This window comes from Chryseobacterium sp. KACC 21268 (assembly GCA_028736075.1).
Classification (GTDB): domain Bacteria; phylum Bacteroidota; class Bacteroidia; order Flavobacteriales; family Weeksellaceae; genus Epilithonimonas.
In genome coordinates this window covers 496,335-523,074 of the sequence record CP117875.1, presented here as the reverse complement: position 1 = coordinate 523,074, position 26,740 = coordinate 496,335, and the positions used below count along the sequence as shown (strand labels likewise).

Below are 26,740 nucleotides of genomic sequence, written 5' to 3'. Positions count from 1 at the left end.
AGTTTTTTACTTCAAAGCAATCTCGACAACCTCGCTCATATTGGTTACATAATTGACTTTCAAATGCTTCAGGTAATCTTTTTTGATTTCCTCCACATCTTTTCTGTTCGCTTCACAAAGAATCACTTCTTTGATTCCGGCTCTGGTTGCAGCAAGTAATTTTTCTTTGATTCCACCAACTGGAAGTACTTTTCCACGAAGTGTAATTTCGCCAGTCATTGCAAGATGAGGTTTCACTTTGATGTTCTTATAACTTGAAACCATTGATGTTAGCATCGCAATTCCGGCAGATGGTCCATCTTTCGGTGTTGCGCCTTCTGGCACGTGAACGTGGATGTTTTTCTTTTCGATATCTTCTTCAGAAATGCCTAATTCCTCGTAATGTGCTTTGATGAATTCTAGAGCGATGGTCGCGGATTCCTTCATCACATTTCCAAGGTTTCCAGTCATTGTCAAAGCACCTTTTCCTTTGGATAAAATACTTTCAATGAAGAGAATGTCACCACCAACACTTGTCCACGCCAAACCTGTTACCACGCCGGGAACATCAGTGATTTCCGCCAAAGTTTTCGGTCTTGGAACACCAAGAATTTCATCGACTTTATCAACAGAGATTTTCGGGTCAAATTCTTTTTCCATTGCGATTTGAAGTGCTACCCAACGGGCGATTCCTGCAATTTTTTTCTCCAAAGTTCTCACGCCACTTTCAGAAGTATGTGCATCGATAATATGTTTCAATTCTGTGTTTCCGAGCTTCAGATATTTGGCATCCAAACCATTTTCACGCAATTGTTTTTTGATCAAATGTCGTTTGGCAATCTCCACTTTTTCTTCCAAAGTATAGCCCGCAATGCTGATGATTTCCATTCTGTCCAAAAGCGGACGTTGAACGGTTGAAAGTGAATTGGCAGTTGCGATGAACATTACTTTTGAAAGGTCATAACCCAATTCTAGGAAATTATCATAGAAATTATTATTTTGTTCAGGGTCAAGCACTTCCAGCAAAGCTGAACTTGGGTCGCCGTGCGCACCTTGTCCGAGTTTGTCAATCTCATCCAGAACAATAACTGGATTTGATGTTCCGGATTTTTTGATGGATTGAAGGATTCTTCCTGCCATCGCACCAATGTAGGTTTTTCTGTGTCCGCGGATCTCACTTTCGTCGTGCAATCCACCCAGGGAAACACGCACATATTTTCTTCCTAAAGCATCGGCAACAGATTTACCTAATGACGTTTTTCCAACGCCTGGAGGACCAACCAAACAAAGGATTGGCGACTTCATATCGTTCTTGAGTTTCAGAACCGCAATGTGTTCCAAGATTCTTTTCTTGATATCTTCCAGTCCAAAATGTTCTTTGTCCAAAAGTTTCTCCGCTTTGTTCAAATCGAAGGCATCTTTGGAATAATGTTCCCAAGGCAAATCGGTGAAAAAGTCCAGATAATTACGCTGAACATTGTAATCTGGCGAGCTGGAATGTTGTCTGGAAAGTCGTTGTAATTCTTTCTCGAAGTGTTTTTCTACATCGTCACTCCATTTCAGTTTTGAAGCTTTTTTACGGAATTCGTCTGCATCAGATTCTGCGCCGCCACCCAATTCGTCTTGGATGGTGCGGATCTGCTGATTGAGGAAGTACTCGCGCTGTTGCTTGTCCAGATCCTTGCTGGTTTTTTGATGGATCTGGTTTTTGAGTTCGAGATGACGGAAATCATCGTGCATCATTTCGTAAAGATTTTTTGCACGGCCGATCAAAGTTTTTTCGTCTAATAAACTCTGTTTTTTGTCAGACGCAAAATTTCCGTTGGCTGAAACGAAATTCAAAAGGTCTTCTTGCCCATCAATATTTTTGATAGCAAACTGTGCTGCATTTGGAATATTCGGGTCGATGTTGATGATCTTTTCTGCAAGGTCTTTGATGTTGTCCACCAATGCAGAAAATTCCTCTTTATCTTTGGGTTGTGTATCTTTTTGTTTGGTAATTTCTGCAAGAAAGTAAGGCTCGGTAGAAACAAATTTTTTCACTTTGAATCTCTGAACGCCACGAGTGATCGCAGTAATATTACCTTCGGGAAGTGTGATGATTTTAAGGATTTTTGCCAAAGTTCCTACGAGATAGAGGTCTTTTTCCGAAGGATTTTCTTCGTTAGGATTTTTTTGGCTGATGATTCCCACGAGTTTGTTTTCTCTTTGGGCATCTTCCAAGAGTTTTTTGGATTTTTCCCTTCCAGCCGTAATTGGCGTAATGACTTTTGGGAACATTACCATATTTCTCACGGGGAGAATTGGGAAAACAGTTTGGGTCTTGTCGGCATCTTGATTGCCGAGCTCGTCCAGATTGATCTCTTCTGCCACGATTCCGAAACCTTCGTCTAGGATTTCCTCAAAACTGATATTTTCAAATTCTGTCATAGTATATTGAATGACATATTGTCATTAATCTTAATTAATATAAAAATCGTTTCTCCAATTTAATGGAAAAACAATACTGTTACGAATGAATCTATAATTTCGCAAGAGATATGCCAATAGGAAAAGCAATACAATTTGGCAGATATAAAAAAAAAACCTCCCGAAATTAATCGAAAGGTTTATTTTTTTAGTTCTCGCTGATTTGGCAAATAGAGCAGATTTTTTTTAATTTAAATCTGCAAAATTGGCTTGCTCTGCGAGAATATATTTTTTTATTTTACACCAACATTCTCTGCGCTTTTTTAACACCTTCCACTAGAATATCAATTTCTTCCAAAGTATTGTAAACTGCAAAACTTGCACGAACAGTTCCGGCGATGTTGAAGAAATCCATAATCGGTTGTGTACAATGGTGTCCGGTTCTCACTGCAATTCCAAGTTTGTCTAGAATCATTCCAGTGTCAGAAGCGATTCCTGCGCCTTCCAGATTGAAGGAAACTACGCCGGTTCTATTGGCTTTTTCGCCATAGATTTTGATGCCTTCCAATTCCAGAAGTTTTTTCTGCGCATAATTCAGAAGGTCATTTTCGTGGTTTTGAAGATTTTCGCGACCGATATTTTCAATGAAATCAACCGCTTCTCCAAGCGCAATATTTCCGCCAACATTAGGTGTTCCAGCCTCGAATTTGAAAGGTAAACCGGCGTAAGTTGTTTTCTCAAAGCTACAAACCGCAATCATTTCGCCACCGCCGTGGAAAGGGTGAAGGTTTTCGAGAACTGATTCTTTGCCGTAAAGGATTCCTGTTCCCATTGGTGCGTACATTTTGTGTCCCGAGAAGACGAAGAAATCACAATCCAGTTTCTGAACATCGATTTTGAAATGTGGTGCAGATTGAGCGCCGTCAATCAAAACGTAAGCATTGGAAAGTCTTCTTGTTTTTTCAATGATTTCTTCGATAGGATTTACAATTCCTAGAGCGTTAGAAACTTGATTTACAGAGACTATTTTTGTTTTTTCATTCAGCCATTCTTCCAAAACATTGATTTGGAGGATTCCGTTTTCGTCCATTGGGATGACGCGAAGTTTTGCACCGGTTCTTTCGCAAAGCATCTGCCACGGAACGATGTTGGAATGGTGTTCCAAATAAGAAATGATGATTTCGTCGTTTGGTTTGATTTGGTTGGTCAAAGCGTATGCCACGAGATTGATTCCTTCCGTCGTTCCTTTGGTGAAAATCACTTCGTAGTCGTGTTTTGCATTGATGAAACGTTGGATTTTCTGTCTGGAAAGTTCCATTTCTTCCGTTGCTAATTGACTCAACGTGTGGATGCCACGGTGAACATTGGCGTTGATGGTTTCATAATATTGTTCCCAGGTTTTGATAACTGAAATTGGTTTTTGGGAAGTTGCGGCGTTGTCCAGATAAACTAATGGTTTGCCGTTGATTTCTTGGTTCAGGATTGGGAATTTGGCTCTTATGTTGTTGATATCAAACATTTAGATGTAGATATTAGATGTTAGAAATTAGATGTTAGATTGAAAATCCAATGTTTAAAACGTTGAATCTGCAGCCCGGCCTGAGTGGAAATCCTTTTTTGTGGCTGGAAAAGCTTTGGCAAAAAGATTGGGAACGGAGGACGGATAAAGCTGCCCAAATAATAATTAATTATTTAGAATGCGTCAAAGTTACGGCAAATTTTATTATATTTTTCGATGTTAAATATTTATAAAATAAGTCTAATTCTTGCTTCTTGGAATAATAATTGACTATTTTTGAACAATTCATTTATTAACAAATAAATACCAAACTATGTCATTCGAATTACCAAAACTTAGTTATGCGTACGATGCGTTGGAGCCAACCATCGATGCAAAAACAATGGAAATCCACCACTCAAAACACCACCAGGCGTATGTGGACAATCTTAATAACGCAATCGCGGGGACAGAACTTGAAGGGAAATCTCTTGAAGAAATCCAAAAAACAGGAACTGACAAACCTGCAGTAAGAAATAACGGCGGTGGACACTACAACCACTCACTTTTCTGGGAACTTTTGACGCCAGGCGGTAGCAAAGGGCCAGTTGGAAATGTGAAAGCTGAAATCGAGAAAATCGGTGGTTTTGATAAATTCAAAGAAGATTTTTCTAATGCGGCGAAAACTAGATTCGGTTCTGGTTGGGCTTGGTTGGTGAAAAATTCTGATGGTTCTGTAGCGGTAACTTCTACGCCAAATCAGGACAATCCACTAATGCCGGTTGCTGACAAACAAGGAACGCCAATTCTTGGATTGGATGTTTGGGAGCACGCTTATTACCTTAATTATCAAAACAGAAGACCAGACTATGTGACTGCGTTTTTTGATGTGATCAATTGGGATAAAGTAGAGGAACTTTACAATAAATAATTTTTCATAGAATTATATTGAGAAACCCATCAGAAATTATCTGATGGGTTTTTTTATGGATTTGTGGTTGGTGTCGGTTGTTCTGTTTTGGGCTCTTTCGCTTTTTCAGCTTCTAATTTGGCTTTTTCCTTGTCCAATTTTTCCTGCTCGGCTTTTGCGATTTTGGCTAAACTGTCTTGTTTTTTTTTGATGGCGACAGCATTTATTTTTGCCATCACAGCTTCGGAAGTTGCGCCGGGACCGAAGGAATCTATCGCTATTGTATCATAGGTGATTTTTGGTGAGGCATCCAGATTGTCGGAATTGTTCAGAACGGGTGTTTCTTTGGAACAGCTTACAAGCAAAATTGCTGTTGGAAGTAATATTCTTTTCATAATGTTCATTTGGTTTTATTCTACTAAAAACTCTGCAATCACAGGAAAATGATCTGATATTTTCACGCTTCTGTCAACTTTGTAACTGATTGGCATTATTGACTTTGAAGCAAAAATATGATCGATTTTGATTGGAAATTTGAAATCGTGGAAACTGGTCCCGCTTCCTTTGCCGACTTTCAGAAAAGTGTCTTCCAGATTTTCGGATAAGGTGTAATGCTCATAAGAATTTGGAACCGAGTTGAAATCGCCTGCCAAAATAATCGGATAAGGCGAACTGTCCAAAAATCCTTTGATAGGCGCAATTTGACTTTGGTGTTTTCGGAAAGTGGGAACGAGTTTATGGATGATGTTCTTAGCTTTTTCCTCGTTCACATTCATATCCTTCGTAGGTTTCACCATACTTTTGTCAAGATAGAAAGGTTCCATATAAACATTGACAAAACGGATGGTTTTTCCATTAACCTTGATGTCTGCATAAATACAACGCCCGTTTTTCGCATCGGTTTCCACGATTCCACTTTCTACAATTGGGAATCTGGATTGGATTTTCACCACCGGAAAATTTCGTTCGAAATATTCAAAACCTTTGAGATTTTCAGCGCTTTTATATTCCTGCGTCAGAACAACATCGGCCTTTTGGGCATTAAGAAAACTGTAAATATTTTCGTCGCCAAATTTCCCGGATTTTCCATTGAGAGAAATGATTTTCAGATTGGGCGTTTCTTTTTTCGTAGGCGTATAATTGATCCATCTTCTTGTCGGGATGATGAAAAATAAAGACAAAATAAGAAAAACGGCCGCTCGTTTTTTCCAGCTTGCAATCCAGAATATCAACAATAAAATATTAATGATGATCAAGATTGGAAATCCCAACGACAAGAGATTCAGCATCCCGAAAACACTTGGCGGAATGTAAGCGTTCATTATCGTTCCAAATAAAAGAACAATAACAAGGAGGTGAAAAATCGTCAAAAGAAGTCTAATGATTCCCATCTATTGTATTCTGTCTCGATTTTTCTTCCAGTTAGCTACAAATAGATAACCAATCAATGCGCCTCCAAGATGTGCAAAATGTGCAATATTATCACCACTGAATTGTCTTAATCCCAAAAATATCGAAACAGCTATGATGATTGGTGTCAGATATTTTGCCTTGATAGGAAATGGGATGAACATAAACATCAGTTTTGCATCCGGAAACAATGTGGAAAATGCAGCAATGATTCCGAAAATTGCACCCGATGCGCCGACCATTGGGGTTTTTAAAATAGCAAAAAGTTCTCTAGCAGAACTGTCAATACCTTCTTTATCAGAAAACTGTGGGTAATATTGTATTTGAGTAGTGTCCACGGTCTTATAGATTTCGTGAATATCAAATCCTTGAGATGTAAGATAATTTGTAAGTTGACTTACCTCATAATAATTCCATAAATTGAATAGAAGGAAACCGCCTAAACCTGCAGCGAAGTATAAAATAATGAATTTCTTCTGTCCTAAAACCTGTTCCAAAACTGGCCCAAAACTATAAAGCGTAAACATATTGAAAACAATATGCATAATGCCACCGTGCATAAACATATGCGTGATGATTTGCCAAGAATTGAAATTCGGAGACAGGGGGAAATATCCTGCCAGCAAAGGACTTAAATCAATATTAGCGTATCGAAGTAGAAAAGTTGCCACGAAAAAAATCACATTCAGAATGATGATATTTCGCGTCACTGGTGTTATTTGAGGAAACATAATTTAAAATTTGTTTTTAAAATCGTCAAATGGAACTTCCATCCAACATTTTTTACCATTCACGGTATATTGTGGGAAACCAAGATCGATGAAATCTTTTACCAATTGCTCGACCTCAGTCTTATAAATAAAATCAAATTTGGATTTTGTTTTAAGCTTAATCCATTGATATTCAAAATATTTGGAGAACTCATCTTCGGTTCGGTATTCCAAAACTTCGAAAATCTTTTCCAGGAATTTGATGACCTGAGATTCCTTCAAAGCTTCCGGAACTGTTTCAATTCTTAGGACATTTTCTTGAGCCAAGGTCATTTCGAAACCAAAATCCGGCAGATATTTTTTGATGGATTTGTATTTATTTTTCTCGATCTCATTCAAATGATATTCTAAAGAAAACAACAGACTTTGACCTGCTTTTTTCGTTGGCAGATTTTCCTGATGCGAAGACATAATCACGCGGTGCATTCTCCCAAGATCCAACATATACGTCAATCCATCTTTATTAAGAAGCCAATAACCGTTTGGCAATCGGAAAAGGTCTTCGTCCAGATCGTCATCTTCGAAAAGATTGATTTTTGATGGTGCAGCTTCTGTAGCTTGGTAAAGTTCGGCCAGATTGATCCGCTCTTCATCCGTTGTTTTTTCCACAGAAAATGGATTGAAATCTCGGTCAACATTAATCGCAGATGGCGATGGTGCGCTGTAAGTACTTTTGCTTGGTGCGAAAAAAGCTTCCATTTTCGGGTCTCTTTCAAAGTCCAAACTTGGCGCAACATTGTAAATTCCCAAAGAACGTTTGATGGTGGATCTTACCAAAGCGAAGATCAACGCTTCGTCTTCAAACTTGACTTCTGTTTTTTGAGGATGAATATTAACATCGATTTTCTCCGGATCCATTTCCAGATAAAGAAAAAATGACGGAATGTAACCAGGCTGCAAAAGTCCTTCAAATGCTTCCTGAACGGCTTTGCTGAGATAAGCGCTTCGGAAAAATCTGCCATTCACAAAGAAGAATTGTTCGCCTCGTGTTTTTTTAGCGCCTTCCGGTTTCGCCACATAGCCGTGCAAATGAACCCAGCCAAGATCTTCCTTGATCGGAATCAAAAGTGGTTGCAACTTTCGCCCGAAAACATCCACGATCCTTTGCATTTGACCGCCTTTTCTCAGTTTGAAAACCGGCTCGTCATTATGAAACATTTCAAACTCGATACTTTCGTGAGCCAAAGCAACCCGCTGAAATTCATCAATGATGTGACGAAATTCTACATTGTCATTCTTAAGGAATTTCCTTCTTGCAGGAACATTGTAAAATAAATTTTTCACCGAAAAGTTAGAACCTTCAACGGTTTGAATCGGATCTTGAAATTGGAAAAGTCCACCTTCGATATAGATATTCGTCCCAACAGGTGAATCTTTTTGTTTCGTTTTAAGCTCCACTTGCGCAACAGCGGCGATGGATGCCAAAGCCTCTCCACGAAAACCCTTGGTCGCGATCTTGAAAATATCTTCAGTTGAGCGGATTTTTGAAGTGGCGTGGCGCTCAAAAGCTAATCGCGCATCAGTCTCAGACATTCCAATACCGTTGTCCACCACCTGAAGCAGATTTTTCCCAGCGTCACGAATGATAAGTTGGATTTTATTCGAACCTGCATCCACAGAATTCTCCAAAAGTTCCTTCACAATGGAGGCTGGCCTCTGTACCACTTCCCCAGCAGCAATCTGATTGGCAACGTGATCCGGTAAAAGCTGAATGATATCTGACATTTCTACGATTGAACTTGTAAAAATAAGGATAACAATCGAGTGGTAAAAGTTAAATATTTATAAAGAACTTGGGAAAATAATGATAATTTTGACTTTCAGATAATTAATCACATCGATGCAAAGAGATCTCTATATTGATTTTGCCAAAGGACTGGCGACCATTTCCATTATTTTTATTCACACGGCTTTCTGGAGCGGGCAGTTTTACATTCCGACCGAGGTCCGGGTTTTTTCTTTGGTTTTTGATGTTGCCTTGTTTTATGCGCTGAGTGGAATCACTTCCGGGAATAATATTGAGAAAACATTGTACAGATTATTGAAGTTGCAGATCACGTATATGATCTTCGTGACATTTCTCTTTTTCCTCGACTACTTTTTCAAGGTTTTTGGATTGAATTTTTTCTCGTTTGAGTGGTTGAAGGATTTCTACTCAACATTCGGAACTAAGTATGTTCCAAGCAGTATTTCATCAGAACCGCAATGGCAGGTTTTGGGAAATTGGTATTTGCACGAGTATTCCAATTGTGATACTTTTCCTGTGGTGATGGGAAGTTTTTGGTATTTGAAAGTCTATTATATTCTGACGGTTTTGGGCGTATTGATTTTAAAATTCTTCCCGAAACACATCAATTGGTTTATTGGACTTTGCGTCGTTTTAACATTGATATTCAATATTTTTCCACATTATTACCCTAATGGACAAGGCGGTTATGTGGCTTTTTATATGGCGGTTTTTCTGATTGGAAATAGAATGAAAGGCAAGAAGATCTCAACCAAAATTATTCCCGTTTTGTACGGATTGGTCGCAATTGCTTTGGCTTGGATGTTCTGGAATTATGGAAGCGATATTTTCTATAAGATCAATAAACAAAAGTTCCCGCCGAAAATTCCTTACATCATTTGGACCTTATTCTCATTGGTAACACTTTTCGTATTCTACAACCGATTGAAGATCACGAAACCAAATTTCGTAACCAATGTCGGACAAAATGCGATCTTTTTCTATTTCGCCCAAGGGATGAGTTCCTCGTTGATTTATTTTCTTGTCGTTCCTATGAAAGATTCGATGAGTTGGTGGCTGTTGGTTTTGATCATTTATCCGCTCAATATTTTATTGGCATTCCTGATTTCGATTGGTTTGAAAAAAGTGGATGATTTCGGTTGGAAAGTTCTAGAATTTTTAAGAGCTAAAACAGCTTCAAAGAATCCATAAAAAAAGCGCTCCTAAAAGCGCTTTGTAATATTTTTAATCATTTCTTTTCCTTCCGCTCATCGCCACAATTGCGACGATCACGATAAGAACGACGCCACCAATGATCCAGTATGTTGGATTGGTTTGCCATTCTTCTGTGGAAGTTGTGGTGACATTAGTTGTCTTAACGACTGCTGAATCTTGTGCAAAAGATAATGCAGAAGAAAATACCGCCAAAAAGCTAAAAAGAAATAATCTAGCACGATTGGTAATAGTTGAATTTTTCATAATTTTATTATTTAATTGTTGAAGGATTTTCAATATCTGTGCCAAATATTAATATGATTCATTATAGGAGTGTTTCTCTTTGATTGATTTCAGAAATTAATATTAGTCGATAAAATATTTAATAAAAAGCAATCAAATCCTTATTTTTACAAAAAATATAAAATGTTCCGTCTAAAACTTCTTACAGACCCACGTTGGGCAAACATTGCCGAAGATAACTTGGAAGAAATCCTAACCGATCACGCTTGGTGTGAGCAAAAAGCAGCAACCAATGCCATTGGCCTGATCACAATGGTTCCAGAGCACACAGAAATGGTGACCGAACTTTTGGCCATTGCGCAGGAAGAGTTGGACCACTTCAACCAAGTTCACGAGATCATCAAAAAAAGAGGTGGTGTTTTGGGAAGAACACGCAAAGACGATTATGTGAATGACCTAATTAAATTCCTAGTAAAAGGTGGACATCGCGACGAGCAGATTATCGACAAAATGCTTTTCGCAGCAATGATCGAAGCCAGAAGCTGTGAACGTTTCAAAGTATTGACAGAAAATATCAAGGACGAGGAACTGAAGCAATTCTACCACGACCTGATGGTTTCCGAAGCCAATCATTATACAACTTTCATCGGTTTCGCAAGACAATTAGGCAATCCGGAAAAAGTGAACAAACGTTGGGAAGAATGGCTGGAATATGAGGCCAACATTATGAAATCCTACGGAAACAAAGAAAACATCCACGGCTAAAATCTAAAATGGACAGAAATCTCAACGATTATCTACGCTTATTTATACGATCCTTCATTCAGGGATTGATTATCATTGGACCTTTAGCCATCACGGTTTGGGTCATTTGGAGCGTGGTTTTTAGTATTGATAATTTGATACCTTCTGTTTCGCAAAGATTTCCAGGATTGATGTTCTTCATTGTCATTTTCGGAACTGCATTCATTGGTTTTTTTGGCAATAAATTCATCATAGGAAGATTGATCGTCGACGGTGTAGATTATGTTTTGGAACATATTCCAGGGATCAAATTTATTTATACTTCGCTGAAAGACGTTCTAGGATCTTTTGTTGGAGACAAGAAAAAATTCAACGTCCCGGTTTGGGTCAAGACCAATGAAACGCCGGAAATCTGGCGAATCGGATTTTTGACACAGACTGATATGTCTGTTGTAGATCTCGAGCATATGATCGCCGTGTATTTGCCACATTCCTACGCCGTTTCTGGCTGGGTGATCATCACCAAATTCAATAATGTAAAGGAAGTGACGGGAATGAGCGCCGCCGAAGCAATGAAATTTGCTGTGAGTGGAGGCGTCGCCGGATTTCACTCAGACGACAACGTTTTCAAAGCACCGGAGTAGTTTTCATAAATGATAATTGATAGATGATAAATGATTTCTTGCGAGTCATTATTTTTCATTCTAAATAACGGTCTATTCCATTGGTCTTACAATGCGAATTATTTTTTATCAATTATCAATATAAAAGATCATTTATCAATTATCAATCATCATTTATATTTATCATGAAATTACCTTACGCAGAGCCATTTAGAATCAAAATGGTCGAAGAAATATACCAATCCACACAAGAACAACGCGAAGAATGGCTGAAAAAAGCCGATTACAATTTGTTCAATCTTAGAAGTTCCCACGTTTTCATCGATCTGTTGACAGACAGTGGAACTGGCGCGATGAGCGACAAACAATGGGGCGCACTGATGATCGGCGACGAAAGTTATGCTGGCTCACGTTCATTCGAAGCGTTGCAAAGTACTGTTGAAAGAATTACTGGTTTTCCATACTTATTACCAACACACCAAGGACGAGCAGCGGAAAATGTGCTGTTTTCGGTAATGGTGAAAGAAGGCGACATTTGTCCCGGAAATTCACACTTCGACACCACAAAAGGACACATCGAATTCCGAAAAGCGCACGCCATCGATTGTACAATTGATGAAGCTTTTGATATTAATGACCTTCACCCTTTCAAAGGGAATATCGATCTTGAGAAATTGGAAGCGGTTTACAAATCACATCCGAAAGAGCAGATTCCATTTTGTTTAATTACAATTACTTGCAACTCTTCTGGTGGACAGCCGGTTTCTCTTGAAAACATCAAAGCTGTGAAAGCATTGTCAGACCAATACGGAATTCCGGTTTTATTTGATTCGGCGAGGTTTGCAGAGAATGCTTATTTCATCAAGAAAAGAGAAAAAGGACAGGAAGACAGAACCATCAAAGAAATCTGTAAAGAGATTTTCTCCTATGGCAATGGAATGACGATGAGCTCCAAGAAAGATGGTCTGGTCAACATCGGCGGCTTTATCGCTTTGAAAAATAGAGAGATCTTTGAACAAGCATCTAACTTCACCATTATTTACGAAGGTTTTATCACTTACGGTGGAATGGCTGGAAGAGATATGTCGGCGTTGGCAACAGGATTAGACGAAGCGACAGAATTTCCTTATCTGGAAAGCAGAATTTCGCAAGTGGAATATCTTGGAAACAAATTAATGGAAGCAGGAATCCCGGTTCAAAAACCAATTGGTGGACACGCTGTTTTCATAGATGCGCTCAACTTTTTGCCGAATATCAAAAGAGAAGAATTTCCCGCACAAACTTTAGCCATCGAGCTTTACAAAGAAGCCGGAATCCGAGGTGTGGAAATCGGAACTTTGTTGGCTGATCGTGATCCTGAAACGAGAGAAAACCGTTATCCAAAATTGGAATTGCTGAGGTTGGCAATCCCAAGGCGAACTTACACAAACAATCATATGGATTATGTGGCAGCAGCAGTGATCAATGTTTTTGAAAGAAGGAATGAAATTACAAAAGGCTACAAAATCACAAAGGAACCTTCGATTTTGAGACACTTTACGGTTCAATTAGATAAAGTATCATTATAAATAAAAAAAGAGAGCAATTAGCTCTCTTTTTTTATTGTCTTTTTTTCTCTGGTGTTATCTGTGGTTCGGATTGTAGTGGAGCTATTTTTTCAGCGCTCTCGATTCTTCCAGGACTTCCAGGTCCGCTTGGTGCAACATTTCCACCTTCATTTGCATCCAGCTCGCTTTTCAGCTGTTTTATTTTTTCTTCATTAAGGTCTTCATTAACAGTTTGTGCCTGTTGCTGGGGTTTATTAGAAATAGTGTTTCCTGATTCGTCTGTCAATTCTAATTTAGCATCACTTTTCAGATATTTCAGAAGTTCTTTTGCTTTTATACCTTCCGGCGTTTTTGCGTAATTAAGAACAATCTGCTCCAATTGCAAAATCATAATTTCTTTGCCTGCATTCTTTCCAGCATTGTAAGCATTTAACAGATAGAACTTCGGAACCAATGCATCTTTTGGATGATCTGCAAGTGCCTTATCAATCATTTCAGAAGATTCTTTAAACTTTTCAGTCTGATAGAGTTTATAGGACTCTGCATAGATTTTTTCGACATCTTCTGTTGACTTGTTGAAATCTTTGCTTTTCGGATTTTTCACAAACTCAGCGTAGGAAGTGTAAGGATATTTTTCCAGGATCTGTTGTTTCGCCTTTTCTGCTTCTGCCGGATTCTTTTCGTAATTGAATACAAAAATATTGTATAAAGCCTGCAGATCTGTTTCCTCATCAGGTTTTGCCTCTACCAAATCAAAAAGCGTTTTGGTAGCCAATTTTGTATTGCCAAAAAAGGATTCATACATTCTTCCCATTCCGAGGCTTGCAGTATCTCTGTCTTTTTTCAGTCTTCCCAATTCCTCAGAAGAAGTTGGAATTTTTTCAATGTAAAATTCTGGTTCCAATCGCCTTGGGTCTGGAGCATTAGCCAATCCTAAAGCTTCATTTTTCATTTCCTCAATCGTGGTCGTCTTTGCAGAATAACGCCAGTTATCAGATAACGTTCTGTTTCCCCAAGTCTGTTTAAAAGAACTTTCTCCTCTCGGAATATTATTAGAATTAGCAAAGTAGAACGTAGATCCGCCTGTTATCCCAAAATTCTGAAAACTGTTGGCATCTGAAGAATTGTTTGCAAAAATCGAATTGGCGTTGTAATCTTCATTATCAAAACCTTTGCTGCGGTCCGCTTTTCTTTTTTCGATTTCGGCAGCTTGCTCTTTCGCGATTATTTTCTCAATATGTTTTGTGAAATACTCTCTTTGCTGGTCAGGAGACATTTTTGCCAGATTCAGAATGCTGTCATTTTTCTTGATGACATAATAGTTCTTTGATAACTTTTTGATGTTGGCTGTTAGATCTGTCAATCGCTCTTTTTCTGGTTGGTAACTCATCACAGCCAAAGCACTGTCGTAATAGACACCAGCCGTAAGGTAATCGTCTTTCGAAAAATATTTCTTAGCAATTTCGGAATAAGTAAGTCCACGGATTTGTGGATCGGACTGCTTTTCCTTTAATGCTTTTCTGAAGTAGGAATCAGCTAAAGAGTCCTTGGTTGCAGAGGTGGCTATCAAACCGCTCGCATAATACAATTCGTTTTTACGGGAAGCGTAGGTTCCTTTTTTAGCGATATTCGAAATGTAGGCGATTGCCTTTTCGTAGCTATCAGTCTTACCGTCAAATGTTTTGGCAATCTCGATTTGGGATTTTACTTCAAACTCGTAGCTGTTGGCATATTTGTAGGCCGCTGCAAAAGATTCTCTAGCATCCTCTTTTCTATTGAGGCCAGAAAGGATCTGTCCGCGTAAAAATGCAATTCTGCTTTTTGTTTTTCTTTCTTTGTTGTAGGTGAAAGCTTCTTCCAAAACTTCAGCAGCCAGTTCTTTTTTGCCCCATTTCAGGAAGTTGTCTGCCTGGTAAACTTTCAGAATTTTCAGATGCTCCTTTTTAAGCTTGATTTTAGGATCTTCTTCAAGGTTTTTGAAAACCTCATCAGCACGGTAATACTCTTTAAGCTTAGTATAATTGGCAGCTTTGTAAATGTGAGCTAACGGGATTCTCTTATCCTTATCCATTGTATTGAACAGATAACTAAGAGCGTCCAGAGATTCCAAATACTTGCCCTGATACATTCTCGCTTTTGCTAAAAGGATGTAAGCATCAAAAATTTTCTTGTTTTTTTCGACGCCATTTACCAAAACCGAATATTTTGTAATCGCCTTTATTGCTTTTGCTTCCGTAATCTGAAGAATAGATGCGCCTTTTCTATTGCCGTTTGAAGAGCCTCCGTTTCCTGATGCAAATCTTTCATTGTCAGTACTTAGGTTCGCATTTCTCGCGTTTCCTCTCATACCCACAGGAGCGACAGAATCGTTGGCACCCGTAGCGCCAGCAGGAGAAAAACTTGGGTCAGCAGCAACATCTTCCGTTGTGTAAACGGAAATGTAAGGATCATAGAAATTGTCCACATGCGCCTTGTCACGGCTTTCCATTTCTGCAGCCATAGCCTCGCTGCTGTTGAATAGAGTATTATGATATGTCATAAACCTATTCACTGGTCCGCTGCTGGTTTTCTTTTTCTTTTTACGCGGATTACAAGCCAATATGCTTACGACAGCAAGTATGATTAGTAAATATTTTCTCATCTAATTAATTTCAATTTGAAATTGAGTATTCAATCTGTAAAAATAACGAAATTTTGCAAGGAAAATTATCTAAAGAATTTAGTTTTACAAATTCTCAGGAAAGCAGTTCAGTTTTTTGAGTTCTTCATAAACCAAATCTACCGGAAAACCCATTACAGCATAGAATGATCCAGTGATATTTTTAATTTTGGCCATTCCCAACCATTCCTGGATTCCGTACGATCCTGCTTTATCAAAAGGTTTATAATGATTGATGTAAAATCTGATTTCGTCCTCACTGATTTCAGAAAATTCCACATCCGTTTTGCTGGTTTTACTTATTTCAGAATCTTTTGTTTTGATAGTGAAAGCAGTATAGACCTGATGCTTTTTATCGGAAAGATTTTTCAGCATTTCAAAAGCTTCTTTTTCATCTTTTGGTTTGAGGAGAATTTTCTGGTCTAATGCCACAATCGTGTCAGATGTCAGAAGAATTTCATCAGTATTAACGTTGAACGCTTTTGCTTTTTTATTTGAAACAAATTCGGCAATTTTTTCTGGTGCTAAGTCCGAAGGATAAGACTCATCAACATCAATACTAACGGTTTCGAATTGATAGCCAAGTTGCGATAATAATTCTTTTCGTCTGGGTGATTGGGAGGCTAATAATAATTTCATTTGCTTAATTTCTATTTTTTCCTGTGGTCAAATGGAGCGATGAAGCATTTCATTATCAATTAACTAAGCTGATTTTGTTTCTTCGTCCAGATTCCATTTTCCCTGGACTTTCATCACTTGTTCAATAACATCACGGACGGCGCCTTTTCCACCATAAACGGGAGAAATGTAATCTGAAATCGCCTTCACCTCCGGAACGGCATTGGCTGGACAAGCGGAAATTTCTGCCAGTTTCATAATGCCAATATCCGGAATATCGTCGCCCATCATTAAAATCTCAGAATCTTTGAGATTATACTTTGATTTAAAGTCCTCATAATCCGAAATTTTATGCGATGACTTAGCGTAATAATCCTTAATGCCCAAATATTCCATTCTGTTTTGCACCATCGGATCGTTGCCGCCGGTGATGATTCCGATTTTGTAACCTTGTTTGATGGATTGTACCACTGCATAACCATCAAGGACGCTCATCACACGGCTCATATTTTTGTCTGGCAAAAGATAAACGCTGCCATCTGTGAAAACACCGTCAACATCGAATACGAAGGCTTTTATATTTTTTAATTTGGGTAAATAACTCATTGTAATCTTTTAAAAATTCAGCATAAAAAAGTCCTCGAAATAGAGGACTATAAAAATAGTGTTTTATGTGGATATTAAGGATAAAGCGAAGGTTCTATTTTGTTATTATCCTTATTGATTAGCTCTCTTTGGAATTTTTCCATATTTCTCAGCATTTCTGCAGGATCTGTCATTTCTTTACCGTTGATGTTGACTCTCATTTTCACGCCTGGTCTGGACAGGTTTTGTCTCATATCTTTTACCGGATCATTTTTATAATCTTTCCATTGTTTGATGAATTGTTCTTCGGTAACTTCCAGTTCTTTTCCGCCGGCCATATTTCCAAATCTTACAACTCTTCCGCCTGGAGCCGTTGATTCAATATCTTTTTTCTCGATTTTTTCGACCTCATCAAATTTTTTACTTCCAGCGAATTTGAAAATGTGAGTTCCGGTAGAATCTTCCATTTCCAGTATCAATCCTGGCAAACCATGAAATTTGTAAGGACCGTCTTGAAATGGAAAATCCTGAGAAAACCAGGCTGTCCAAATTCTTCCGCCAAATTCCAAAGTGGCTTTCTGAACTTCGAATTGATCAATCTTTTTTTTCTCTGGCTCAATTTTCCAATTCATTGGTTTGGAATCTGTAACATCAAAACGATTTTGACCAATAGGAGTGTGTAAGTTTATTTTAAAATCAGGATAAGACTTGATGACCGAAAATTCTACTTTCCCGGCATTATTATCATTATAATTAAAATTGGTTGCACCAGAAGCCAATTGTTTCTGGATGTAAGCATCGCGGATGGAGTCGCTGTAGAATTTTTGACGGCTGTAGAACTTGCTTCCGTCTTTTTTAATATCTAGATACATCAATTCTGTATTGGCAGAATCTTTTTTCGCGAGATCTGAAATAAATCTGTATTCGTACATAATTCTTGTTCCCTGAGCAAATGATACTAAACTCAGGAAGGTTATCATTAATAAAAGTGTTTTCTTCATAACTAAGTTTTTAGTGATTTAAAATTAAGAAAAATAAAAAGGCAGACAAAAATTTGCGCTACCTTTTTGGTATAATTAAAATAGTGTGTTACTTGAAATTGAATTTTACAGTAAACATAAACTGGCTTGGGCGGATTTTGTAACTCTGTGTTACGGTGTTTCCTCTGTCAATATTCACCGCTACGGTTTCATAAACTTTCTTATTTGTAATATTCAGCCATTTGAATTCGAAATCGATTTTTCTCTTCACCCAAGTGTATTGGTAAGAAATATCGTAGAATGGATTTTTATACGTGTTTCCCTGTGTAGAAGTGACGCTGTTGTCCCAATTGAATCCGAAAGTGTGGTTCTCTGATGGATAGATGTACGCCGCAAGATTATGGTTCCAGCCAGAACTTTTTTGAGAAGTAGATTGGGTTGCATTTCTACTGTTTCTCCAGTTCATACTGATGTTGTAGTCTACACTCAGCCAACTGAAATAAGCGTTGTTGAACTTCGCTGCCCAAGTCTGGATATTATTTTTACTTTCTATGAAATTCCCGTTGAAGAAACTAAAAGAGTTAGAATCTGAGTTCGTAAAACTGGTTGAAATATTACTTTTGAATTTTGGAAAATATTTTCCGATCTCAGCACTTTCACTTTGAGCTTTTGTAGAATTTTCTAAGGCCTCAATTCCAATTGTTCCGCCAATTCCGCCTTCTGTATCAAAGGTTTCTGCGATATTTCTTTTGACTGTTCCGTAGTTGTAGCGGACGTTGAAGAAGAGATTATTAAGTGGATTTCTATATTCCAACCTGGTTCCTACATTTCTGCTGAGGTATTCTGGCATTTGAGAATCGTTAAGATCGCTCACATATCTTTGAGAGATGTTACCCGCCGAAGTCAGGATATTACCGCCATACAAGAATCCAAAGTTTCCAAATTCGTAACCTTGATTTGCAAACACCCAATATTTGAAGAATGATGCAAAGTCATAACTCGCAAAGAATGTGGGCTCCAATGCCGTTTTGGTCTTATTGGCCAGTTGGTTGTAAAGATTGTCCTGATATCTGATGCTGTAGAAATTGGCTGGTAGAGTCAAGTTCATATTCAATCTGTCGGATTTGTAATTCAATGAAACTTGGGTGTAAGGTGTCAATTCATTCCAATCCACATTGTTCTGATAGCTTCCTGCCAAAGTGTAATAAGTGCCATTGGAAGAACCGCTTAATATAGATTTTAAATTATTAAAATTCATATTAAGACCAATTTCCGGGATGATGGTCAATTTTTTGAAACTGAATCCAACCGAAGCCGAATGATTAATTTCCAAAGTCTCCGAAAGGGCAGACTGTCTGTATGTGTCATAAAGACCACGTGTACTTAGACCTGTAAAATAATCCGTGTAACTTCCGGGGCTAACTTCCATATTCTGTTTGTCCCTTTGATATTTGAAGTAACTCATCACATTCACCAGCTTATCTTTCCAAGGAATAATTGTACTCAATGAGTTTTGAAAACTTCCTGAAGGCGACTCCAAAGATTGGTTTCCAAAGATATATGGCTGAGCATCAACATTTGTATCCAATCCAGAAAATCCACGATCGGCATTCCAGAAACCATTCCAGGTAGTTGTATTTTTGAAGAAACCCTTTTTAGCATTTTTAGTAAAGATCAATTCAGCTTTTGCGGCATTGGTATAGAAATCATTATTTCTGGACTGTTCCAATGTTCTTCCTGCAAGCGCTCCGTTGGCTTCAATATTATCGTAAGCTGTTTTTGTGTTTGATTCTCTCTCAACATCGTTATTCGTGTAAGTCACATTGGCTTTCAGTTCCCATTCTTTATTTTTAAAAGGACTTGTGAGAAGGTTTGCAGAGAAGAAATGGACATTGTTCAGCAAATATCTTTTCTCCGGAACATCCGGTAATCCTGCAGTTTCTACATTTGTCCAGGATTTTTGTGCGGTTTGCGATCTTCTGCCTTCCCAGCGGCTTCCGAAACTTAGCAAGTTGCCTTCTTTCTCAACGCTTTCACCATTGTTATTGGCTTTGTAGTTAACAACCCATTGGTTTTTCTGTCCGAAGAACATTGGCGTCAGTTTCACATTCCAAAGCAATGGACTGAAACCTGCACCAACCTCGCCACGACCAGTCATCGTTACCGATTTTTTTAATTTAATATTAAGCGCCGCCTGTTCGGATGGCACTTTATCACGTAGAATACTCACCGGCTGGTGGTTTTCCATAACTTCAACTTTGGAAACCGCATCTTTTGGGAGTGAGTTGTTGATGGTTCCGTAGCCGCCTTCCATTAGGTCTTTTCCGTTGACATAGAATTTATTGATCGCTTCACCTTGATAAAGAACTGTTCCGTCTTTGTTAACTTCAATGCCTGGTATTTTTTTCAAAACATCGGCAAGCGTTCTGTCGTTTTTATTTTCAAAGGACTTAAGGTCGTACGCAATTGTATCTCCTTTTTTGGTAATTAATTTTGTTTTAAGTCTGACTTCCTGGATTTCTGTGGCTTGAGAATCTAAAGAGAAATTCAGTTTCTGATCATCATTTTTGATGGATTGTGTAATCGATTTTTGATTGAAGGCTTTGATTTTCAGATCCAGGTTGCTTTCAGATGAGTTAAAAGTTACTTTGTATTCGCCTTTCGCATTTGAAATTCCATAAGCTAAAATGGCATTTTTTCCCGGTTCTTCGATGGTTACACTTGCGCTTGCAAGGGCTTTTCCGTCTGCATCAGTTATTATTCCCGTTACGGTTTTCTGCGCAAAAACAATCATTGAAAAAGCCAACGCAAAAAGGATAGATAGAATTTTTTTCATGGTAATTATTGTATCACTAAAGTATTAGTAAAAGAAAGTTGCAAAATGTTACAAAGTTTTTATTTGAGTCTTGTAAAAGATGAAAGTTAAACAGGATTTGGTTTAATAATTGAGTAATTCAAAAATTGTTTATAGCTGATAAATAGTATCGAATCTGATAATTTAAAATAATTATAGATAAGACCTTGTTTTTTCCTATCACAAAAGTAAAATTTAATAAATTTGTTCCTTAATATTAGATTAACATGGGAGTTATTTTAAAACCGATTGATATTGTAGATGATATTAGCAAAGAAGATTTTTTTGAAAAATATCTGAAACCGCGCAAACCAGTTGTCATCAAAAATATGGCGAAAAATTGGCCGGCTTATCAAAAGTGGACAATGGATTACATCAAAGAAGTGGTGGGTGATGTGACAGTTCCTCTGTATGACAGCGCCAAAGCCGATCCTGCTGCTCCTATTAATACGCCAACTACGGAGATGAAGTTTGCGGATTACATCGATCTGATACAAAGGGAACCTACGGATTTGCGAATTTTCTTTTTCGATCCTATAAAACATGCACCGGATATTCTGAAAGATTATATCTCTCCAAAAGAATTGATGGGCGGCTTCCTGGACAAATATCCAAGTATGTTTTTCGGAGGTAAAAGCTCTGTGACATTCCTTCATTATGATATTGATTTAGCACATATTTTTCATACCCATTTCAATGGAAGAAAGCACGTTTTGCTTTTCGAACAAAAATGGAAAGATAGATTGTACTGCTTGCCTTACGCAACTTATGCTTTGGAAGATTATGATATTGAGAATCCTGATTTTGATAAATTCCCAGCCTTGAATGGGGTAGAAGGCATCGAATGTTTTCTTGAACATGGTGATACATTGTTTATGCCGACAGGCTGGTGGCACTGGATGAAGTATCTGGATGGCAGCTTTTCTTTGTCGCTTAGAGCTTGGGACAAAAGCTGGGGTGTAAAAGCTAATTCTCTCTGGAATCTTACGGTTCAAAGAGGTTTTGATAACTTCATGAAGAAAAACTTCAAAGCTAATTACATGAACTGGAAAGAGAAGAAGGCCATTGAAAGAGGAAATTACGCATTGAAAAGAGGTTTGCCGAAATAATTGTAAAAAAGTAAAATGTAGAAAGTACTAAGTGGTTTCTTATTATTAAATAAAAAAAAGCAGCTAAATAATTTTAGCTGCTTTTCTATTTTTGAAGTAGATTCTAATTTCTAACTTCTGATATTTTAAATTAAACTACACCTTGAGCCAACATTGCTTCAGCAACTTTTACGAAGCCTGCGATGTTTGCACCTTTTACATAGTTTACGTAACCATCTTCCTCTTTACCATAATCTCTACAAGCCTTATGAATTCCGATCATAATTTCTTTCAGTCTTGCATCTACTTCCTCAGAAGTCCAGTTAAGTCTGATTGAGTTTTGCGTCATTTCCAATCCTGAAGTGGCAACACCACCAGCGTTGGACGCTTTTCCTGGGGAGAAGAGTACTTTATTATCAAGGAAATAGTTGATTGCATCTAAAGTAGAAGGCATATTTGCAGCTTCAGTCACACAGAGACATCCGTTTGCAACCAATACTTTTGCATCTTCCAGATCCAACTCATTTTGCGTTGCAGATGGGAAAGCAATGTCACATTTCACTTCCCAAGGTCTTTTTCCTGCAAAGAACTGCGCTTCAGGATATTTCGTAATGTAATCTTCTGCTCTGTTATTTCCGCTGGCTCTCAATTCCAAAAGATATTCGATCTTCTCTCCAGAGATCCCGTCTTTGTCGTAGATGTAACCATCCGGTCCAGACATCGTCACAACTTTTCCTCCTAGATCGTTGACTTTTTTGATAACACCCCAAGCCACGTTTCCAAATCCAGAAACGGCTACAGTTTTACCAGCGATGGATTCATTAATCGTTTTAAGCATTTGCTCAGCGAAATAAACCACACCATAACCAGTTGCTTCCGGACGGATCAAAGACCCACCATAAGCCAAACCTTTACCAGTCAATACACCAGTAAATTCGTTTCTGATCTTTTTATACATTCCGAAAAGGTATCCGATTTCTCTTGCACCAACACCAATATCTCCAGCAGGAACGTCTGTTTCAGGACCGATGTGTTTGCAAAGCTCCATCATAAAGGCTTGACAGAAACGCATCACTTCCATATCAGATTTTCCTTGTGGATCAAAGTCGGAGCCTCCTTTTCCACCGCCCATTGGCAAAGTTGTAAGGGAGTTTTTGAACGTCTGCTCAAAAGCTAAGAATTTCAAAACACTTAGATTAACAGTTGGATGGAATCTGATTCCGCCTTTGTAAGGTCCGATTGCAGAGTTCATCTGGATTCTGAATCCTCTGTTCACCTGGATTTCGCCTTTGTCGTCGATCCATGGAACGCGGAAAATGATTACTCTTTCCGGCTCAGCCATTCTTTCCAGAAGTTTCATTCCGGTATATTCTTTTCTCGTCGCAATGAAAGGAATTACGGTCACCGCAACTTCTTTTACAGCTTGGATAAATTCGGGTTCGTTAGGATTTTTGGCTTCGATTTTCGCCATAAATTCCTGAATCTTTTCTTCAACGTTAAATAATTCCATTGTGTACAATTATGACAACAAATTTAAATTCTTTTTCGAATTTCGCAAGTAATATTTTGATTTTTATTGAAAATTTAATGATATTGGTTAAGTTTTTTGCATAATGTATAATTCTGTCTTTTGTGTTAACAATTTTTGAAGTTAATATTAAATTACTTCAAGTTTCCGAAACGAAGATTTTCTCAATTTAATTGATATTGACGACCGGAAAGACATTTGATGTAGCCATATATCTCAAGATCAAGAAGAATTGGTAAAATCTTGTGGTGGAGGATGTCAGATTTATCCGCCAGTTCATCCAGAGAAATGTTTTTATTTTCTGTAATAATTTCCAAAATCTTATGATGTTCCTTTTTGTCAGCATCAATTTTGACTCTTGTTTCTTCCATCGGGAATAATTCTGGCTGCGGAATGAAATTCAGATTCTTAACCAGCGTTTTCACATCAACGATTGTTTCAGCTTTGTTGCTCGCTATCAAATGATTGCAGCCCTGGCTGTAAACATCAGTGATTTTCCCGGGTAATGCAAAAACATCTCTGTTGTATTGATTTGCTGCTGTTACCGTTGTCACAGATCCGCCGCCGTAAGCAGTTTCAACGACAATCAGGTGTGGCGAAAACCCTGCGATGATCTTGTTCCTTTGCAAGAAGTTTTCTTTTGACATTCCTTCAAAAGATGCATATTCTGTGATCAGTGCACCATTGTTTTCAAGAATTCTTTTAGACAGATTTTTGTTGGAAGCAGGGTAAATTTTGTCCAGGCTTTGGGCTAAAACTGCAATTGTGGGAATATTATGTTTTATGGATTCTTCGTGTACGCAAGAATCTGCGCCTAAAGCTAATCCACTCACGGTACAAACTTTTGAAGAAGATAATTCAGAAAGCAAATCCTGAATAAAATGTTTGCCATAAGCGGTCATTTTTCTCGTTCCAACAATGCTTACCGGATTGAGATCATTATCCAAATTTCCTTTACAAAATAAAATTACTGGCGAATCATCACAGTTGAGAAGATGTTTTGGGTAGAGGTTATGTTGTTGTGAAATGATATTGATTTCGTGCTTTTCGCAAAATTTGATTTCTCTTTCAGCCAATAATAAAAAGTCCTTATTCCCGATATTTTGAATGCTGCTTTTCCCAATTCCAGAAATTGATAAAAGAGATTTTTGCGGCGATTCCCAAATTTTTTTTGCTGATCCTGTATGGTTTATCAGCTTTTTGAGATTGATGTTGCCAATGTTTTTGCACTGTTTCAGGGCAAGAATGTAGAGATATTCTTCGGGATTCATAAGGTCATTTGTGTATGACCAATTTAGAAATTATTTTTCATTCTCCCGTATTTCATCCAGATATTTCCAAATATTGTGTTGTTTCAGCTGAGGCAGTTCTTCGAAATCTTCTGGGTGATTTTGTATGTATTCCTGCCACATTTTGTCATCTCTTTCGCTGTAATACTCTGGATATTCCCAAATATATTTTATTTTTTTTTCACCAATTTTTCTGAATATCAATGCTAAAATAATTCCGGTAATACTTCCTGCTAAGTGGGACTGCCAACTGATCTTGCTTGGTTCCTGCAACTGGGAAAAGAATTCTTCAGGAAAAATTCCCCAAATCAAACTCCCGTAATATAATGCAACAACCAGGGAAACAGTCAGCAATTTCATATTCCAACGGAAAACCCCACTGAAAAATATAAAAAATGCCAGCATATAGACCAATCCGCTTGCGCCGATGATGCAATTGTAATTCCATTCTCCTGTTGTGATGTCTATGGGCGGCAACATCCAGACTAGTAATCCGGAAGCAATCCAGCCAATCAAAAATATTTTGAAAGCAATCTTGGGATAAAATTCAAATAGTAAGAAAAGGAGAATAGCAATCGGCATAGAGTTGCCAATGATATGATCCAAACTGCCGTGTAGTAGTGGTGCAAAGATGACTCCGCTCAAACCTTCCGGCACCAATGGAATGATTGCACCATTGCAGCCTCCAAAAAATCCGAGATTCTGAAGAAGAAAAAAAATCCACATCAATGCCAGCATTGCAATGGGAACCAAAAAGGATTTTAAATGAAAAGTTTTCAAAAACATGGATTTGAGAATCACAATTATACAGCCATTTTATAGAAAAGGTAATTTTGTCCGTAAAAAAAGAAGGTTAAATTGAGAATTTGGTTATAAAGTCAGATTTTTAAAAATTTAGTTTTATTATTTTTGTCAAAAATTTTTATTAATGAAAAAGGTATTGGTTGTTTTTGCGGTTGTAATGGTCTTTTTTTCTAAAGCTCAAATTACTGATTATCAAAAATTAATAGATTCAATTGCTCAGAAAAGATGGGATTCTACGTCTCTCGACATTGATAGTTTGGCAAATCCAAAGATTGTTGACATTAGATCCTTAAAGAGAGATTCTGTCCAGTTGTCCAATAATACCATCATCGTCTCCAATACAGAAGACAGCAGTCCGCTGACGCCATCTTCGATTCTTACCTTACCAACGCTGAAACGCTGGTTTTTCTTTGGTCAGAACAGTTTGGTTTTTAATCAATCTTCCTTTGCAAACTGGTACGCCGGTGGGAATAACAATATTGGCGTTATCGGAAAAGTAAATTACAATATTGTCTATAAAAAGGACAGGCATTATCTGGATAATAATATTCAGTTAGGGTACGGATTTGTTTCATCCACCGGGCAATCTACCAGAAAGACAGATGATTATATTAATATAATGACCAATTACGGTTATGAGTTGGCGCAGCACTATTACTTGTCCACGGGTTTCCAGTTTTTGTCACAGTTTACGCCGGGTTTCAATTATGCTAATACGCCAGATCCTGTTTTTGATGATAGGATTTCCAAATTTATGGCGCCAGGATATCTGAATGTTGGTCTCGGTTTCTCTTACAATCCGAATGATAATTTCCAGGTGATTTTGCGACCACTGAATGGTAAATTCACTTTTGTGCTAGACGAAAAGCTTCAGATGAAAGGTCTGTATGGTTTGGAACGTGACGGGCAATCGATGCGTGCAGAGCTTGGTGCGATGCTGAATATTCTTTACAAAATCAAAATTTATAAAGATATCACTTACGTGAATCAGGTCAATTTCTTTAGCAATTACCTGGAACATACAGAAAGAGTTGATATCAACTACACTGGTGCTTTGAATCTTAAATTTAATAAATATATTTCTGGTGTCGTGACGATTGATATGATTTATGACCACGATCAAATCAAAAGACTTCAGAGAAAACAAACTTTAGGATTTGGGATCACTTATAATCTTGGTTATAAAGTAGACCGTGACACAACAACTGGTGTAATCAAACCTTTTGTGAATTAAGAACATTAATAATAATTAAATACACAC

General features: G+C 37.8%; 22 protein-coding genes. 7 read left to right on the top strand and 15 right to left on the bottom strand.

Features of this window, described 5'->3' with window-relative positions; translation table 11 throughout:
• Positions 1–6 precede the first annotated feature (6 nt).
• Both lon and PQ459_02485 read right to left on the bottom strand, forming a co-directional pair.
• Complete coding sequence (gene lon / locus PQ459_02490) at positions 7–2,409, bottom strand: endopeptidase La (GenBank protein ID WDF47363.1); 2,403 nt, start codon at positions 2,407–2,409, stop codon at positions 7–9.
• 277 nt (positions 2,410–2,686) lie between these two features.
• A complete protein-coding gene (locus tag PQ459_02485; GenBank protein ID WDF47362.1) occupies positions 2,687–3,907 on the bottom strand; it encodes a cysteine desulfurase in 1,221 nt (406 codons plus the stop codon).
• Between the two features lie 313 nt (positions 3,908–4,220).
• On the opposite strand from PQ459_02485, the gene PQ459_02480 reads away from it, so the two are divergent.
• Positions 4,221–4,817: a superoxide dismutase gene (locus PQ459_02480; GenBank protein ID WDF47361.1), complete on the top strand. Its 597-nt coding sequence runs from the start codon at positions 4,221–4,223 to the stop codon at positions 4,815–4,817.
• Positions 4,818–4,870: 53 nt separating this feature from the next.
• Here the strand turns inward: PQ459_02480 and PQ459_02475 are convergent, their stop codons facing one another.
• From PQ459_02475 to mutL, 4 genes are read right to left on the bottom strand one after another with little or no spacing between them, the layout of a single operon-like run.
• On the bottom strand, positions 4,871–5,191 hold the full coding sequence (locus PQ459_02475; protein ID WDF47360.1) for a hypothetical protein: 321 nt from the start codon (positions 5,189–5,191) through the stop codon (positions 4,871–4,873).
• A 15-nt stretch (positions 5,192–5,206) separates the two neighbouring features.
• Positions 5,207–6,187 (bottom strand): endonuclease/exonuclease/phosphatase family protein, encoded by a 981-nt coding sequence (locus tag PQ459_02470; protein ID WDF47359.1) that lies wholly within the window; start codon positions 6,185–6,187, stop codon positions 5,207–5,209.
• A complete protein-coding gene (locus tag PQ459_02465; GenBank protein WDF47358.1) occupies positions 6,188–6,937 on the bottom strand; it encodes a rhomboid family intramembrane serine protease in 750 nt (249 codons plus the stop codon).
• 3 nt (positions 6,938–6,940) lie between these two features.
• A complete protein-coding gene (mutL, locus tag PQ459_02460) occupies positions 6,941–8,701 on the bottom strand; it encodes a DNA mismatch repair endonuclease MutL (GenBank protein ID WDF47357.1) in 1,761 nt (586 codons plus the stop codon).
• 115 nt (positions 8,702–8,816) lie between these two features.
• On the opposite strand from mutL, the gene PQ459_02455 reads away from it, so the two are divergent.
• Positions 8,817–9,914, top strand: coding sequence for an acyltransferase family protein (locus PQ459_02455; GenBank protein ID WDF47356.1), 1,098 nt, complete (start codon positions 8,817–8,819; stop codon positions 9,912–9,914).
• A gap of 33 nt (positions 9,915–9,947) precedes the next feature.
• Here the strand turns inward: PQ459_02455 and PQ459_02450 are convergent, their stop codons facing one another.
• On the bottom strand, positions 9,948–10,181 hold the full coding sequence (locus tag PQ459_02450; GenBank protein ID WDF47355.1) for a hypothetical protein: 234 nt from the start codon (positions 10,179–10,181) through the stop codon (positions 9,948–9,950).
• A 162-nt stretch (positions 10,182–10,343) separates the two neighbouring features.
• On the opposite strand from PQ459_02450, the gene PQ459_02445 reads away from it, so the two are divergent.
• The 3 genes from PQ459_02445 to PQ459_02435 all read left to right on the top strand — a co-directional run bounded on the left by PQ459_02445 (position 10,344) and on the right by PQ459_02435 (position 13,095).
• Complete coding sequence (locus PQ459_02445; protein WDF47354.1) at positions 10,344–10,925, top strand: tRNA-(ms[2]io[6]A)-hydroxylase; 582 nt, start codon at positions 10,344–10,346, stop codon at positions 10,923–10,925.
• An 8-nt stretch (positions 10,926–10,933) separates the two neighbouring features.
• Positions 10,934–11,548, top strand: coding sequence for a DUF502 domain-containing protein (locus PQ459_02440; GenBank protein WDF47353.1), 615 nt, complete (start codon positions 10,934–10,936; stop codon positions 11,546–11,548).
• A 164-nt stretch (positions 11,549–11,712) separates the two neighbouring features.
• Entirely contained in the window at positions 11,713–13,095 is a 1,383-nt protein-coding gene (locus PQ459_02435; protein WDF47352.1) for a tryptophanase, read from the top strand.
• A 31-nt stretch (positions 13,096–13,126) separates the two neighbouring features.
• Here PQ459_02435 and PQ459_02430 read toward each other — a convergent pair whose 3' ends face one another.
• The 5 genes from PQ459_02430 to PQ459_02410 form a co-directional block, all read right to left on the bottom strand.
• Positions 13,127–15,715 (bottom strand): tetratricopeptide repeat protein, encoded by a 2,589-nt coding sequence (locus PQ459_02430; GenBank protein ID WDF47351.1) that lies wholly within the window; start codon positions 15,713–15,715, stop codon positions 13,127–13,129.
• An 84-nt stretch (positions 15,716–15,799) separates the two neighbouring features.
• Positions 15,800–16,372 (bottom strand): Maf family nucleotide pyrophosphatase, encoded by a 573-nt coding sequence (locus PQ459_02425; GenBank protein ID WDF47350.1) that lies wholly within the window; start codon positions 16,370–16,372, stop codon positions 15,800–15,802.
• 63 nt (positions 16,373–16,435) lie between these two features.
• On the bottom strand, positions 16,436–16,957 hold the full coding sequence (locus tag PQ459_02420) for an HAD hydrolase family protein (protein ID WDF47349.1): 522 nt from the start codon (positions 16,955–16,957) through the stop codon (positions 16,436–16,438).
• A 74-nt stretch (positions 16,958–17,031) separates the two neighbouring features.
• Entirely contained in the window at positions 17,032–17,937 is a 906-nt protein-coding gene (locus PQ459_02415; protein WDF47348.1) for a GLPGLI family protein, read from the bottom strand.
• A gap of 88 nt (positions 17,938–18,025) precedes the next feature.
• Positions 18,026–20,752 (bottom strand): hypothetical protein, encoded by a 2,727-nt coding sequence (locus PQ459_02410; protein WDF47347.1) that lies wholly within the window; start codon positions 20,750–20,752, stop codon positions 18,026–18,028.
• A gap of 245 nt (positions 20,753–20,997) precedes the next feature.
• On the opposite strand from PQ459_02410, the gene PQ459_02405 reads away from it, so the two are divergent.
• Positions 20,998–21,879, top strand: a complete 882-nt coding sequence (locus PQ459_02405; GenBank protein WDF47346.1) for a cupin-like domain-containing protein — start codon at positions 20,998–21,000, stop codon at positions 21,877–21,879.
• Positions 21,880–22,009: 130 nt separating this feature from the next.
• Here PQ459_02405 and gdhA read toward each other — a convergent pair whose 3' ends face one another.
• From gdhA to PQ459_02390, 3 genes are all read right to left on the bottom strand, one after another.
• Entirely contained in the window at positions 22,010–23,368 is a 1,359-nt protein-coding gene (gdhA, locus tag PQ459_02400; GenBank protein ID WDF47345.1) for an NADP-specific glutamate dehydrogenase, read from the bottom strand.
• A gap of 182 nt (positions 23,369–23,550) precedes the next feature.
• On the bottom strand, positions 23,551–24,657 hold the full coding sequence (gene dprA, locus PQ459_02395; GenBank protein ID WDF47344.1) for a DNA-processing protein DprA: 1,107 nt from the start codon (positions 24,655–24,657) through the stop codon (positions 23,551–23,553).
• A gap of 30 nt (positions 24,658–24,687) precedes the next feature.
• Positions 24,688–25,461 (bottom strand): rhomboid family intramembrane serine protease, encoded by a 774-nt coding sequence (locus PQ459_02390; GenBank protein WDF47343.1) that lies wholly within the window; start codon positions 25,459–25,461, stop codon positions 24,688–24,690.
• 142 nt (positions 25,462–25,603) lie between these two features.
• Here PQ459_02390 and PQ459_02385 point away from each other — a divergent pair, with 142 nt between their 5' ends.
• Complete coding sequence (locus PQ459_02385; protein ID WDF47342.1) at positions 25,604–26,713, top strand: DUF3078 domain-containing protein; 1,110 nt, start codon at positions 25,604–25,606, stop codon at positions 26,711–26,713.
• Positions 26,714–26,740 lie beyond the last annotated feature (27 nt).